The sequence below is a fragment of the Shewanella sediminis HAW-EB3 genome (assembly GCF_000018025.1).
Lineage (GTDB): Bacteria > Pseudomonadota > Gammaproteobacteria > Enterobacterales > Shewanellaceae > Shewanella > Shewanella sediminis.
Map to the genome: position 1 here is coordinate 3,524,031 of NC_009831.1, position 14,972 is coordinate 3,539,002.

Genomic DNA, 14,972 nt, shown 5'->3' on the forward strand with positions numbered 1-14,972 from the left:
TTTAAACCGATACCAAGGCCTACACGGAGTGGGCTATTAGGATACACTCACCTGACCGATATCGAATCGCTCTACTTTGGTGACTTTAAATATCACCAAGGCTAACACGGTCAGTGCGATAATTGAGCCCATAACAACTCCGCTCCAACCCCAATGCTGCCAAAATGGCATCAGGTATGGCCCACCCAATGCGGCGCCAAGATAGTAACTACACAAATATAGCGCTGTAGCCTTTGCTCTATGCAACTTGGCTCTCTGTGCTACCCAGGCATTACAGCTGCTATGGATAAAGAAAAAACCAAATGCCGTTAATAAAAATCCGATACAGATAAAGCCGGTAGTATCAAATAGCGTGACGATACTGCCCGAGATCATTAATAACAGCGCCAGCTTAAACAGCCGCTCACGACCGTAGCGCTTGACCCAATGCACAGAGTAGTAAGATGCCAATGTGCCACTGAGATAACAGAGGAAGATGAGCGTCACTTCGAAACGTCCCCAATTGAATGGTGATGACATCAGGTGCAGCTGAATAAAGCTAAATTGATTCACCATCACCAAAAATGCCAGCCCTCCAACCAGGTAGATATTACGTAATTTACTATCCCCAAGGTGAAGCCAGAAGCCTTTAAAATCCGTCACCCTAAACAGTTTTCGCGATTTAATTGCTATTTCATCCGTCTTCTTATCAGACTCTGAAACCAGCGGTTTTATGCGGGTCGGTAGCAGGTAATGGACGATGATAACGCCAAACAGTGAAAGCAGTAGAATCACCGACATCAGCTCCTGCCAGCTCATGTAAAGCGACAGGCCTCCACCAATCAGTCTGCCGGCTATTCCGCCCACACTATTAGCTGCAATATAGATGGCCCCGGCCTTAAGCATCGCTCCTTGGCTCAGCTCATCTTTAAAGTAAGCCATAGCAATGGCAGGAACGGCCGCAAGTAATCCTCCCTGAAGTAAGCGAAGCACCACCAAATGGCTGAACTCGGCAACGAAGAGCATCATTAAATCTGAGAGTAGTAACAGGTATAAGCTGGCGAGTAGCGGTGCCTTACGCCCCACCCTATCGGATAAGATGGCATAAAACAGCAGTGAAAATGCCATCGCGAAACTGGTCACCGACAACAGTAAGGTCGCATGGCTGGTTGCAACGTCGAATGTCTCAGCGATTAAGGGCAAGATCCCCTGCACTAAATAGAGGTTGATATAGATAACCACAGAGGCGATCGACAGGCCCCATATAAGACGGATCTCCCTGACCTCATTAGTTATGCTTTCATCGCAAGGGTTTTTATCACTGAGGCATGGATTTCCCATACCCGTATCGTTAAAGCTTATGTTTCGTTGAACCGACATCTGTCTCTGCAATTTTATTATCCACACTCGATAGACATAGGTTAGCATCGGTAATAACATAACAATAATAGATTAAAACAATCATTATCATTGATTTTTGTTATGAGACTTTATTGTGGACATACGCCAGTTAAAACATCTGGATGCATTGGCTAAAAATGGCAGTTTCACTAAAGCCGCCGAGAGCCTCAACATGGCTCAACCCGCCCTTAGCCAGAGTATTAAGCGGTTAGAGCTCTCACTGGGTGTCACTCTGGTTAACAGAGGGGGCACGGCCAATAAGCGGGGAAAAAAACTCAGCCTGACGGCAGAAGGTGCGGCTCTGCATCAACACGCCTTATTGATCATCAAACAACTCAAACAAGCCGAAGCCCATATCAAATCGATGGCAAACTTAACTAAGGGTGAGGTTCGGATAGGTGTACCCGGTATGTTGGGATCATTTTACCTCCCCTCCAGACTGATGGCCTTTCGCCATCAATACCCGGATCTTAAGCTGTCACTATTCGAAGGGGGAACACGGGATTCACTGAAAATGTTATCACGTGAAGAGGTCGACATCGCTATCATCACGGCTCAAGATCTCAGCCCTGAATTCGAGAGTCACCTGTTGCTCACAGAGCAGATGGTCGTCGCTCTGGGAACCGAACACCCACTGGCCGATGAAACGGCTATCAGCCTGGAACAATTTTTCGAGCATGAGTTGGTGATGTTTAAACCTGGCTACTTTCATCGGGAGTGGATGCTGTCACAAGCGAAAACATTGGGGCTAAACGCAAACATCGCCTTCGAAACCAATCTTATCAACTTAATCAAGCAAGTGGTCTCACAGGGCTTTGCCATCACCAGTGTGCTGGAGATGGTGATAAGTGAAAGAGATGATATCTTAGCGAAACCATTTAACCCTGAGGTCTACCTTGACCTTCATATCGCATGGAAAAGAGACAGACCAATAAGTCAGGCCGACAGAGCCTTTGTCGATTTTCTGATGCAGAACAGATAGGCTCACACCAGAGCCTATCTTCTCTGTTCTAAATCTTCTGGTGTTTCCTCACGACCCCAAAGTCAGCCAAAATCGCGTAGGCACAGGGGATGATAAATAACACCATCAAGGTAGAGGCAAAGATCCCGAATACGATTGAGACAACCAAGGGCTGCACAACTTGTGCCTGCAAGCTTGATTCGAGTAACAGGGGTAACAGACCCGCAGCTGTCGTCAGCGAAGTCAAAAATACCGCTCTGAATCGTTCCCGACTGGCACTCACCACCGCTTCATGAACACTATCTCCCTCATCGACATGATGACGTATATATTGCACCAACAAGATTGAGTCATTCACGACGATACCGGCAAGGGAGATGAAGCCCATAATCGATGGCATGGAGAGGTTATAGCCGAGTAGCAGATGTCCCCAAAGTACGCCTATCAATGCCAGCGGTATCGCCAACATGACAACCACGGGCTCCAGGTAACTCCTGAATTGAAAACTGAGTATGGCAAAGAGTCCAAACATACCTATGATGAAGCCTTTACCGAGAGAGGCACCCGTCTTAGCCGTCTCTTTTGCCGAACCTTCAAAGTCGACTCTAACCCCGGGATAATCCTGTATGACTTGCGGCAGCCAGTCGGATTTTATCTTAGCTAAGGTTTCGGTGGCATTTCCCTTGCGGTTGTCCACATCTGCCATCACGGTAACCGAACGCTGACTATCGATCCGCTGAATACGGACATACGATCGCTGGTGCTCCAGTTTGGCAATCGCCGACAGTGGCAGCTGATTACCATCGGCTAAGATAATGGGGAAGTTAGCTAACGCGTGCAGATCGCCGGCTTGTACCTTATTCAGTCTGACCTCAATTTCGATATTCTCCGGGCCTATCTGGATCTCATCGGCTCGCTGGCCAAAGAACGCGCTGCGCAGCTGGTTGGCTACCAGTTGACCATCTATGCCAAAGGCTTCCGCTCCGGGCCTGAGACTTACCTTTATCTCCTCTTTTCCCGGACGCATATCATCGAGAATACCGTTGATACCATCGAATCTGGCAAGATAAAATTGAAGCGACACAGACGCCTGCTTGAGCATATCCAGGTTGTCCCCCTGTAGACGAACCTCGATATCACGCCCCGCCGGCCCCATTGTTGGCTGCTTAAACACCATAGACAGAGGGGATGCCAGCTCACCGGTATTATCGCGCCACTCCTGAATAAAATCTTCTATCAAGGTATTACGGGTTTCGGCCGACAAGAGATCTAACCTGACCGTTGCCACATGAGGCCCCTTCTCTCCGGCATCGGCATTGAAATTATACTGAGCGGTAATATCTTGAATAAGCTCTACCCCTTCCTCCACTTCCTCGGTATAGCGAGTACCCGTCTCTTTAGCGCTGAGGATCACCCGTTCGACAACCTGCTGAGTCTTACTCAACGGCGTCCCCGGCGGCAGGATGATTCTGACCTCTGCAATATCACCATCAAGCTCCGGAAAGGGAACAAACTTCAACACGCCACCGGCGACGAGCGCCACAGAGCAGAGCAGAATACCTAAGGTTATGCCGACACTCGCATAGCGCCAATGAACCACAAACCTAACGGCATTGACGAGTTTAGTATTACGAAACTCTTCAAATTTAGCTAAGAAATCTCGCTTAAATTTAAGCTCGCCCCTCGCCTCCTTCTTTGGCGCATGGCTCAGCGAGTGATTAAGGTGATTGGGCAAGATAAGGAACGCCTCAATCAAACTGATGCTGAGCACCATAATCAGCACTGTCGGGATAGCCGAGAGCACGGCCCCCATCTGACCATCGAGCCCAAGCAGGCTGCTGAAGATCAAGATGGTGGTCAGAAATGAGGAGACAACCCCCGGCGCCACTTTCTTCACTCCCTTAACCACAGCTTCATGGGGGGCGAAGCCCCGATCCACATGAGAGGCGATAGACTCGGCGATAACGATGGCATCATCCATCATGATACCGATAGCCATGAGCAGACCAACCAAACTCATGATGTTGATTGAGACACCAAAGAGACTCATCAAATAGATGCCGCCCAGAAAGGCGACGGGAAGACCTGCCGATACCCAAAAAGAGTAACGCAAAGAGAAAAATAACCACATGCTGAAGAAGACCAGGATGATCCCTTGCCAGCCATTGGTTAACATCATATCCAGACGATCTTTAAGCAGTGAAGAGAGATCGTTGGTCAGAGTCAGACTCACACCATCGGGCGCACGTAGACGCTCCAGTTCGATAAAACTGCTTACCTTCTCTTTTATTCTTAACGCATCGTCGGCTTTATTCTTTTGAACCTTGATTATGGCCGCATGCTGGCCGTTAAACAGAATGTGCTCCTCATCGAGCTCAAACCTGTCAGTCACGGTAGCAATATCTCCGAGTCGGACCACGCTGCCATCGCTGGTTGAGGCCACGATGGTTTGCTTCAACGCGTCAGGCGTGACTTTGCGCTCATCGAATCTGAGCAGCAGGTTTTTATCCTTAAGCTCGATATTACCGGCCGGTACCTTCACATTTTGCCGACCCAGTTTATCGGCAATGTCAGCAGCAGTCAGCCCCAGACGGCGCATATCAATTTGATTGAGTTCGACCCGCAATTGATGGTCAGAGAAACCGGCAACCGATACCAGACTCACTCCGGCATCGATCTTCAGGCGACGCTTTAACTCCTCGGCGTAGCTCTTAAGATGTGGCCAGCTGGCATCTGCCGAGATGGCGATATCGACAACAGGCTCGGCCCAGTCGAGCTCTTTAACAACAGGAGGTTCAATTTGAGAGGGAAAGTTTTTAATCGCATTGATCTGTGTCTGCACATCTACCAGAGAACGCCCTATATCGGCTTTGGCGTCCAGCTTAATGGTCATGGACGCTACGCCTTCCTGCGCATCACACTTCACCTCTTCGACATTGCCCAGTCCATCGACGGCATCTTCCATACGCAGGCATAGGCTCTCTTCCACCTCTATCGGCGATGCGCCGGGGTAGACGACGGTCGCGGTAACGTAGGGAGGCGCAAACTCAGGAAATGTCTCCCGCTTTATCGAGCCCAGATTCAATAATCCGAGCAGAAGCAGGCTGAGCATCAACAGGTTAGCTAATGTCGGATGACGGGTGATGTAGGCAATCACTGACCTGCCTCCTGTTGGTTAACCTGAGTTTGCTCAACATCATCTGGGCTCGCATCAGATGAGATATCTTTTAAAGACATCCCCTGGATAGCGGGAATAAGATCGTTCAGTACAATTTTATCACCAACGGCCACATCGGCTTGAATAGCAACCTTGTCCTGATTACGGAACAAAATGGTCACCGGCTTGATCATCAGCTTATTGTCCGGGCTCATCAGATATATCTTGTCACCACGTAATGCTCTCTCTGGTACGATGAAGTGAGGCCTTGCCTGACCGTATATCAGCGCAGACACAAACATGCCTTTAGTCAGAGGTGGTCTGATGAATGGCTTCAGCTGACGAAAATCCTGCTCGACTTCCAGATATATGCCAATGGTTGCCTGATTCGGATTAACAGTTTCTGCCACCCTTGTGACCTTGGCAGGCCAGATAAAACGATTGCTTCCTATCTGAAACTCAACATTGGCTTGCAGTGCCAGAAGCTCGAATGAGGGGAGGCTATGTTCTTCCGGGATCCTTTTAATACTGCTCACTAAGGTACGCATATCTTGCAGCGATATCTCGGCCTTAATCTCAGCAGTACCCAGTTGATGGGCGACCAGCATGGTTGAGCCCATAGCAACCACTTGATCTTGTTCGATATTGATATCGGAAACTCTGGCATCGAAAGGCAACACGACCTTGGTTTGCTTAAGCCTTCTGCGGGCATCTTCTAACTGCGCAATATCGACACTCTGCTGCGCCTGAGTCACTTTCCTGTCATCGGGAAGAAGCTTAATTGAGTTTTGTAGATCTTCCACCAGCTTAGTTTGAACCAACAAAGACTGATGCTGACTTTCAAGCTCGGAGCTCGATACCAGGTTCCGCTTTTTAAGGGTGAGCTTGCGCTGATATTCCTGCTCAGCGAGGACCAGTTTCAGCTTCTCTATCTCCAGACTGCTATTATAATTACGCTCCTGCTGCTCGAGCCTGGTCAGTTGTGCCTGGGTAGAATTAAGGCTCGCCTGCGCCTGTGCCAGCTTCAGCTCATATTCCAGCGGATCGATTTCAAGCACCAATGTCCCCTCTGGTAACATCCGGCCCGTTTCGAGCTGAGGATGACGATAGATGACTTTCCCCCCCACTTCGGCTACTGCTTGCCATATATGTTTAGGGGTCACTCGACCGAACCCCTGAATTCTTGGAGCCAGCTCCGTTTGTTCCAGCGTGAGAACTTCAACCGCCCTCGCTTTATCATAACCCTCGACAACCGGTGGGGATGGTTTTAACACTACCGCTAAGACCAGGATCAGTATTCCGGCCAGAATACCGGGGATCAGGAAACGTTTCTTATTACTGGTCATCACTCTTGTCCTTTGCGGGCATCAAGCCCCTTGCAAGCAGATTTGTATTTTGCTCTGCGAGTTTAGTTAAAAATTCGGGTGTGAGCTGTACACCGAGTCTGGTCAATAACTCTTCGGGTACAAGAAATGGGAATATAGTCATCGAAATAAAACTCAGTTGTGCGCACAGGCTATCGACATCGTCCCGGAGCAGCCCTCTCTCTTTGAGCTTATCGAACATCATGATGTCATCCAGATCGACGATTTCGTTGAACACCTTGGTTATCTCTTGGTTCTCGGGAATGCTCTGATCGAGACCCGCCAGGCGGAAGATTAACCTTGGAAAATGAGGGTACTCAGACATCACCTGATAGTAGGTCTGCATGAAGCTAGCCGGGCCGCTCGCTTTTTTCTCTTTAATCACCTTATAAAGCTGTTGTTTCACGGGCGCCGCAGTTTCTCGGAGCATAGCGGTGAACAGGTTTTCTTTAGAGCCGAAGTAGTAGCGAATTAGCCCGGGGTCTGTGCCTGCAATCGCCGCGACGTCACGAATGGTGACCTGAGAATAGTCTCGCTCGACAAAGAGCGCTCTCGCAGCCTGAATAAGTTTATCGCGATTTTGGGTCTCTCCGCAGGGACGTCCCACTTTATTCTTGCTATCGGGCATACACTATTCCTCAGTTAAAGAATTATTTTAAGAGTAGAGCAAACTAATTGGCAGTGAAATAATTCCACAAAAACAGCCGCAACGAAGAATACAAGAGTTAACGATCTGTTAAATATAGAGAAAGTAACTATAACATCATGAGTATAGCCCTTTATGTTTGCAAGGGAGGTGATTTTGGTAATGCTTTGGCTTCTTTGTCGAAAACAATAGCCGGCTTTTTAATATTGATCCTTCAGGTAAATGACGATATCTGCCTTCACACGTTTCTCGCCATACTGCGATATTTACTATGTCGCAGGCGCTGCAGTTTTTCAAGCTTCAGACAAAGATTGGAAATATGTTCCTGAAACAGCTTGAGTTCAGGTGTTCGACTCAAGATTTCTATAGATGATGTCAGACTTTCTGAGTGCATTCTCTGTGCTCACCATGCTTCCACTTATTGAGACCCCACTTATTGCACTGGTAGTAATGCCGGCTGATTAGCTGGCATTACTTTATACACTTATCAGAAGCCTACATCCTTATGGATCTTACCGATCTTCTGCGCTCTTGCATCATAGTCTTCCGCATGACAACCAGAACAACTGTCCCAAGCACGAAGCCAAGGCATTTGAAACTCACCGTCTGCAGAGAAGTGTCTTGGGTCGTCCTTTGCACCCTCAAGGTCAATCTTAAGCAGATGTGAGTTGTTAGGCATATGGCAATCTGTACACTCAGCTACAAACTCATGTGCTGCCGATGCAATATCACTACCCTGAACATCTGCAAACCCTTTGGTGTGGCAGTCTGTACACTGTCTAACCATCGCGTTCTCATGGCCAGCTTTATCATGATTTACTGCTGATTGGTGTGGATTGTGACAGGTTGAACAGGTAAAGCCTTTCTTCTTACCCATTGCAACCCCTGTATTAGGGTCAACACGTTTAAGCGTTGCCGCCGCATGTCTACCGCCACCACTAACATCATCTTTACGTCCTTCAGGCTGACCAAACTCACCTACAACTGGTAAACGTGAGTTCATAGTACCCTCACCGAATGCGTGCTCATACTCTGTCACATAATCAGGGTACAGTCTTCGCGCATCTTCAGTTGTATGGCACTCAACACATGAAACAGCTTTACCATTCGCCATATCTTCAGCAAGAAAATCCTCTGCAATTCGTGCTTCAGCTATTTTAACAATGTTATGTTTTGAAGGCCCTTTGATATGCTCACTACCTGCACCGTGACAACTTTCACACTGAATCCCAGTCATAGCGAACGTGCCTTGCATTCCATCCAGATCATTCTGCATATGCAAGTTTCTTTCGTCACCAGAGGCAGAGGTATAAGCTTTCCAGCCTGTGGTATGACATCTACCACACGGCCCATAGGGATGACCGTCCGGCTCAGTGCTCCTTATGTATGGCATCATCATTTCAGAGGTGATTTGCGTTCCCTTTGGCTTTAGAAACATAACCGCCTTTTGACCGTTCATAATGTAGCCGTTCTTATCAATAAAGAGATTAGCCGTTATTGTCCCGCCAAGAACATACCCTACATCCTTCCAGCCATCAGGGTCACCAAGTGTATTGAAAAGACCCTCAATAACATCAGCAGCACCGTTTACAGATGTGAAGGGATATAGAGGCTCCTCATCGTTAACAACCTCCGTTAGCATCATGTTATGACCTGTCTCTAAGAATGATTTCTTATCTGAATGACAAGCAAGGCATTTCTCAGTTCCAATATACTCTAATACAACCTCTTCGGGCACTGTCTCAACTGGTGTTTCAACAGGTGTTTCAATTGGTGTCTCAACTGGAACCTCTACAATAATCACCTCAGTGTCATCATCTCCACAAGCTGACAGCATTACTAGCATACTGGCAAACACCAGCGCCTTACGTGTTGTTCTAAAATGTATTAAGTTCATCATCAGTCCCTAAATAAGTTTTTCCTGCATTCGCAGTAGAACCAATATAAAAGAACCCAAGATAAATGATGTAATCAGGTGGTTAAATTGTGACTGATAATTAAAGATTCAGATACATTAATTCCAATATATTCAAAAGGTTATTTCGATAAAGAGAATCAATGCCAATAATCATGAAGAAGCCAGTAGCTCTTTAATGGTATTGATTATTACCCTCCTGTTTTCAACTGTGTATCGGCGATGAGAAACTGGTTTTTCAATCAAATAGTATTTTGGGGGTAGCACATTACCATGAAGCTTATTTACCTCAACTTCGGGTAATCGCTCGACATGGATCCCGGGCATATTTTTATAAATTTCAGCCTCTACCGCTGGAGTAAATGCCAAACTACTCATGGTCAGTAAGTTGCTGTACCACTGCTCTTTACCTGTAACCTTTTCAACACTGACAGGCTTTATTCCCGATTGGTGGCTATAGACCTCCAGAGGGGCCATCTTGTCATTGACCCCCTTACATTCCAGATAAAGAAAGGGGTATTTACAAATCTCATTTAAGGTAAAGTGAGGAAGCCTCGCCCAAATGGGATGTCTCACATTTCCGGCCAGATAAACGGAGTCTAAAGTACCTAAATGTTCAAAATTCAGATCATGGTGACAAGAGGTATCTAAGGCCACCCCTAAGTCTAACTTTCCACTGTGAATTAACTCGGCTGAGTCATCACTCCAAGGGTGGAGCCGAATCTTACCAATGCGATTAAGAGAATAATTATTGGATAAAATCAGAGAGAGACTCGCCATGATGCCCGGCGTCACCGCGATATTAAGAATGGGAGTTGAGTCGCGATGGTTTACTTCAAACGCCACTTGTTCGATTTTAGTCACCGAGTAGCAAAACCGACATATGGGCTCAAAAAGATGCTCGGCTAACGGCGTTGGTTTCAACCCAAACTGACGACGATAGAAAAGCTGATCATCAAACGTCGCCCGTAAAATGTTTAGGCAGCGACTGATTTTAGGCGCAGATACCTTCAACTCTTTTGCTGCTGCATTCGCATGACCGGTTTGAAAAATGATTTTAAATACCTGTAAACAAAATACGTCGAGTTCACTGATTTTCTTAATTGCTTGATTAGTCATTTGATATTAATTTTATCTATTCATGTTATTAGTTGGGGTCAGAGCCTGAGGGATCCCCACGAATTTAAAAATTAGCTTGTTGTTCATCATATTCAGCCTTATGACAGATGACGGTATCTGCCATTAAATGTTTCTGCCCATGCTACGATATTGACTACGTCGCAGGCTTTGCAGCTTTTCAAGCTTTTGACAGAGAGCACTAATATGCTCCTGAAACAACTTGAGTTCAGCCGTATAGCCAAGCTCAGTTTCTGAGGCATATGTTTTAGAGGCATAGTGTTTAGCAATTTGGATGATCAGGTGTTCGGCTTGGTTGAGCTTGTCGTGCTCAATCTGTTTGACCACCAGCAGCCTGAAGCAATCGAATAAGATGATGAGCATATGAGCATCATCGAGGCTCTCCTCAAGGAACTCGTCATCCAGACCATAGTAGCTCATGGCTGCAATAAGGTTTGCCACTGCCATTATATTAGTCGCGCCGCAGAACAGATGTCGCACCTCAGTTTCGAGTACTGAAGCAATTTTTTCAGCAAACTCAGACTTCTTCCACTGCTCACCCACAGATCTTATAAAGTTCATGAGTCCTCCCAGACGGCATTAACGAAACAACTGAGCCGATATAGGCACAATTTGCAGTGACTTCGTCAGCTGTAACAGATAACTTTTAGTCAGCAGAGCAATACCGCGATAAAAATCACTCTCGGCGTGATGATGCATTAACTCGAGGCAGCGATCGGACCAGGGGAGTAGATGTTGCTGCAGCAAGATGATGCAACTGCCGACTAACTCAGGGTTATCCTCCTCGGCCAGTTGACCGAAGATCGGATCCAGTACGGCGAAGAATAACCCCAGGTGATCGATAGGCTGATTCGATTCCAGTTCAAACCTGATGCCCCTCTCCCGGTAGAAATTCATCAAAGACAGGGTGGACTCACCGTTGAGAAGTTGCTTCTCACTCAAATAGACAGAGCCCCAAGGGGCGGCACTGGGATCGCCCGGTCCATAAAAAAGTTGCCCATAATCCAGCTTTAGTGACAGCCTCTGCTCCTGACTCCAGTGTTTCAGGTAGTTGTTAATTAACTGCTTAGTCTGTGACTCATTATCATCCAGTCCATATTCTGGCCAACTCTCTATAGTCTTAAACGCAATAAAACTACCGATAAGATCGACGCTGGGATCAAAGAAGAGTACGTTGTGCAATATACGAGCGAGCCCCTGATATTCCAGGTAAATATCTCTGGTCAAAGTTGACATAGGTTCCTCTGTTTTGGTTGCAAATTTTAACAAGCGGCGTCCCAAAGGACGCCGCTAACGGATCAGACCTCTGAATGGTTTAACACGACACCATCTATGCTGCCGCTGGCGCGAGCATGACGATTCGGTTTCATCAACAGATTCGGCGATGTGATACTGCTGCTGGGTAAAGGAGCGAAGTTGGGCTTAACTGCATCCGGGTATTTCTCTTTGAGCGCATCCATAGTGCCAAAGTCGATGGCGCGCATCGGACATGACTCGACACAGGTCGGATTCTTACCTTCGGCCAGACGCTCAAAGCAGCCATCGCACTTGGTCATCACCTTACGGGCCTTGTCAATTTGCGGCGCATCATATGGGCAGGCACGGGCACAACTCTCGCAGCCAATACATAGGTCAGACGCCACATGCACCAAACCATCTTGCTTGCGTTTGTGCATGGCTCCCACAGGGCAAGCCTTGACACAGGCGGGCTCACTACAGTGGTTGCAGCCAATAGAGGTATAGTAGGCGAAAACATTCTGGTTGACAGTGCCATCGGCATTCTCTGTCCACAGACCGCCACCATACTCATACACCCGGCGCCAGTTGATACCTACGGGCAGATCTTTACGATCTTTGCACGTTACCTGACAGGTCTTACAACCCGTACACTTACTTGAATCGACATAAAAGCCGTACTGAACATTATTACTCATTGTTAACTCCTATCAGGCTCTGCGGATCTCGACCCGGTTAGTGTGCTGTGGATTGCCTTTCGACAAAGGCGTGGGGCGTTGTGAAGTAATAGTATTCACATTGCCTCCCTTATCGATGCCATCCTCAAATTTCGACCAGGCACCTTGGCCCAGTGCGGTGACACCTATCATGATCCGAGGCGTCACCTTAACTTCGACCTCCAGGGTGCCGCGATCGTTAAAGACATGCACCAAGTCGCCGGTTTTCAGGTTTCTCGCCTGAGCATCGATAGGATTCATCCACACGGCATCTTGCACCACCTCTCTGAGCCAGGGGATATTATGGTAACTGGAGTGAACCCGCCCCTTAGTGTGATAACAGGTCAGCTGCAGTGGATATTTTTCCCGGGTTTCACTGTCCTCATAGCCGTCCCAGGTGGGGGTATATTTGGGCAGCGCCGATATCACGTCCCCCTCTCTGAGCTCCCAGGTTTTGGCCTTATGGGCCAAACGTGATGAGTAGATCTCAATCTTACCCGATGGCGTATAGAGGCGGTTGGCCTCAGGATCGTCACGGAACCCCTTCATCGCAATCTGACTGCCGTGGGGCAGATACTTACGATAGATCCCCTGCTTCAACATCACCTCTTTATCGGGCAAACCAGGGTTGGCCGCTTGTGACATTGCATACATCTCATTTAGCCATTGCTGCATCGTCTTGCCTTCGGTGAACGCCTGTTCACAGCCCATTCTCTTGGCGATTTCGGTGCAGATATCATAGGAGTGACGGCTCTCAAACAGAGGTTCGATACCCGAACTCATCTGAATAACGGTCCCTGTATCGCCTGGTACATGGTTTTGATTGACCAGCTCTTCATCCTCCAGCCAGGTAGTATCCGGCAAGATGATGTCGGAGAATTTAGCGCTAGGGGTCATGATATTATCGACCGTAAGGATAAATTCACACAGACTTTCATCCTTTATCACCTCTTCAGACTTTCGCACATCTGAATGCTGATTAATCATGGAGTTGCTGAACCAGTTGACGATAGCCTTGATATCGGTACCCAGCTTGCCATCGCCATTCTCATCCAGTTCGACACCTCGAACGCCATCGGCTAACACGGTCATATTCTTGCCGTCTTCGACAGCCTGCAAATAGGTAAAGAAAGAGATCTCTTTCTTTACCGGATTTTCTAGTTCCGCGATACGGGGGACAACACAGTGGCCTCCCGAGCTATCTCCACCGTTATTGGTCCCGGGTAAACCAAGTTGCCCCAGCAGGATGGGGAGCATGTAACCGGCGCGCATATTGTTTTCACCTGCCGCATGACGGTTCAATGTGAGCCCTAACTTGATAAACGGCGCCTTGGCGGCGGCCAACTCCCTCGCCAATTCAATAATGGTGTGCTCGGGGATACCTGTGATACCCGCCGCCCAAGCCGGCGTCTTGGCATTATCTCCCGGGGTCAGCTCGCCGATAGTGGCATTGTCCAAAATATAAGACTTATAGCTCTCCCCATAGTCCACGCCCTCGGGTAGGGTCTTCTCGTCGTAGCCAACACAATACTTGTTCAGGAAGGCCTGATCGACTTTCCCCTGAGTGATCCACTCATAAGCCAGCGCCTCGAACAACGCTGCATCCGTCCCGGGACGAATGGCGATCCACTGATCTTCCTTACCCACAGCAGTATCGGTATAACGCGGATCTATGATGATGGTCTTAAAATTATTAGTTTGTTTCTGATTCAGGAAGTCATAACCTTGCCCCGAGCCACTCATGCGCAGCTCCGACGGGTTATGGCCTACAAATAACACCAGATCTGAGTGTTGCATCTCGGAATAGGTACTCCCCTGCAGCCCCACGAAGGGAGTTCCATAGGTATATCTTGACGCTTCGAACAACTGTGCATAGCTATACACACCATAGCGCTTCAAGCTACCGCCCATGGCGTTTAGCAGGCGGTGTACCATGGCGAGTGATTTAAAGTGTCCAAAAGTACCCGTCCCCGTCATATCAAAGATAGACTCGTTACCATATTGGTCGATAATGCCCTGCAACCTTTCGGCGACAGTATTCAGAGCCTCATCCCAACTGATGCGCTCGAATTGACCGCTGCCGCGGGGACCGACCCGCTTCATGGGGTATTTTAACCGCTCTGGCGCATACACACGCTTTCGTAACGAGCGTCCACGCAGACAGGCGCGCACATCGTGATTACCATAAGTGTCTTCGGTGGTAAACTGCGACTCTATGCGGGTGATCACCCCATCTTTTGAGTAGACTCTGACCGGGCAGTTAGAGCCACAGTTCACCAGACAGGAGGACCAGTTCATGGTTTCACCTTCGGTGACCGGAGGCGTTGGTGGCACAACGTCGACATCGCTTGAGCTGGAGTTACAGCCTGCCACCGTCGCGGCGCAGCCCATAGCGGCACTCATTTTTAAGAAACTTCTGCGTTCCATTATTTTTTTCCTCATTAGTAATGATTAGCTGCT

General features: G+C 48.1%; 11 protein-coding genes. 1 reads left to right on the forward strand and 10 read right to left on the reverse strand.

Annotated elements, in window-relative coordinates; genetic code table 11:
- Positions 1-36: 36 nt before the first annotated feature.
- A complete protein-coding gene (locus SSED_RS15305; protein WP_012143250.1) occupies positions 37-1,320 on the reverse strand; it encodes an MFS transporter in 1,284 nt (427 codons plus the stop codon).
- A 154-nt stretch (positions 1,321-1,474) separates the two neighbouring features.
- On the opposite strand from SSED_RS15305, the gene SSED_RS15310 reads away from it, so the two are divergent.
- The gene (locus SSED_RS15310) at positions 1,475-2,362 is read left to right on the forward strand and encodes a LysR family transcriptional regulator (RefSeq protein WP_012143251.1); all 888 of its coding nucleotides are present in this window, start codon (positions 1,475-1,477) and stop codon (positions 2,360-2,362) included.
- Between the two features lie 28 nt (positions 2,363-2,390).
- On the opposite strand, the gene SSED_RS15315 is transcribed toward SSED_RS15310, so the two are convergent.
- From SSED_RS15315 to SSED_RS15355, 9 genes are all read right to left on the reverse strand, one after another.
- On the reverse strand, positions 2,391-5,498 hold the full coding sequence (locus tag SSED_RS15315; protein WP_012143252.1) for an efflux RND transporter permease subunit: 3,108 nt from the start codon (positions 5,496-5,498) through the stop codon (positions 2,391-2,393).
- Complete coding sequence (locus SSED_RS15320) at positions 5,495-6,844, reverse strand: efflux RND transporter periplasmic adaptor subunit (RefSeq protein ID WP_012143253.1); 1,350 nt, start codon at positions 6,842-6,844, stop codon at positions 5,495-5,497. Before SSED_RS15320 ends, SSED_RS15315 begins: the two co-directional genes overlap by 4 nt.
- The gene (locus SSED_RS15325; protein WP_012143254.1) at positions 6,834-7,490 is read right to left on the reverse strand and encodes a TetR/AcrR family transcriptional regulator; all 657 of its coding nucleotides are present in this window, start codon (positions 7,488-7,490) and stop codon (positions 6,834-6,836) included. The genes SSED_RS15320 and SSED_RS15325 overlap by 11 nt, the downstream gene beginning before the upstream one ends.
- Before the next feature lie 505 nt (positions 7,491-7,995).
- Positions 7,996-9,354, reverse strand: a complete 1,359-nt coding sequence (locus SSED_RS15330) for a multiheme c-type cytochrome (RefSeq protein ID WP_190273160.1) — start codon at positions 9,352-9,354, stop codon at positions 7,996-7,998.
- Between the two features lie 222 nt (positions 9,355-9,576).
- Complete coding sequence (locus SSED_RS15335; protein ID WP_012143256.1) at positions 9,577-10,542, reverse strand: LysR family transcriptional regulator; 966 nt, start codon at positions 10,540-10,542, stop codon at positions 9,577-9,579.
- 123 nt (positions 10,543-10,665) lie between these two features.
- Entirely contained in the window at positions 10,666-11,121 is a 456-nt protein-coding gene (locus tag SSED_RS15340) for a hypothetical protein (RefSeq protein ID WP_012143257.1), read from the reverse strand.
- 18 nt (positions 11,122-11,139) lie between these two features.
- Positions 11,140-11,796: a TorD/DmsD family molecular chaperone gene (locus SSED_RS15345; RefSeq protein ID WP_012143258.1), complete on the reverse strand. Its 657-nt coding sequence runs from the start codon at positions 11,794-11,796 to the stop codon at positions 11,140-11,142.
- A gap of 62 nt (positions 11,797-11,858) precedes the next feature.
- Complete coding sequence (locus SSED_RS15350) at positions 11,859-12,494, reverse strand: DMSO/selenate family reductase complex B subunit (protein WP_012143259.1); 636 nt, start codon at positions 12,492-12,494, stop codon at positions 11,859-11,861.
- Between the two features lie 12 nt (positions 12,495-12,506).
- Positions 12,507-14,939, reverse strand: coding sequence for a DMSO/selenate family reductase complex A subunit (locus SSED_RS15355; RefSeq protein WP_012143260.1), 2,433 nt, complete (start codon positions 14,937-14,939; stop codon positions 12,507-12,509).
- Positions 14,940-14,972: the final 33 nt, after the last annotated feature.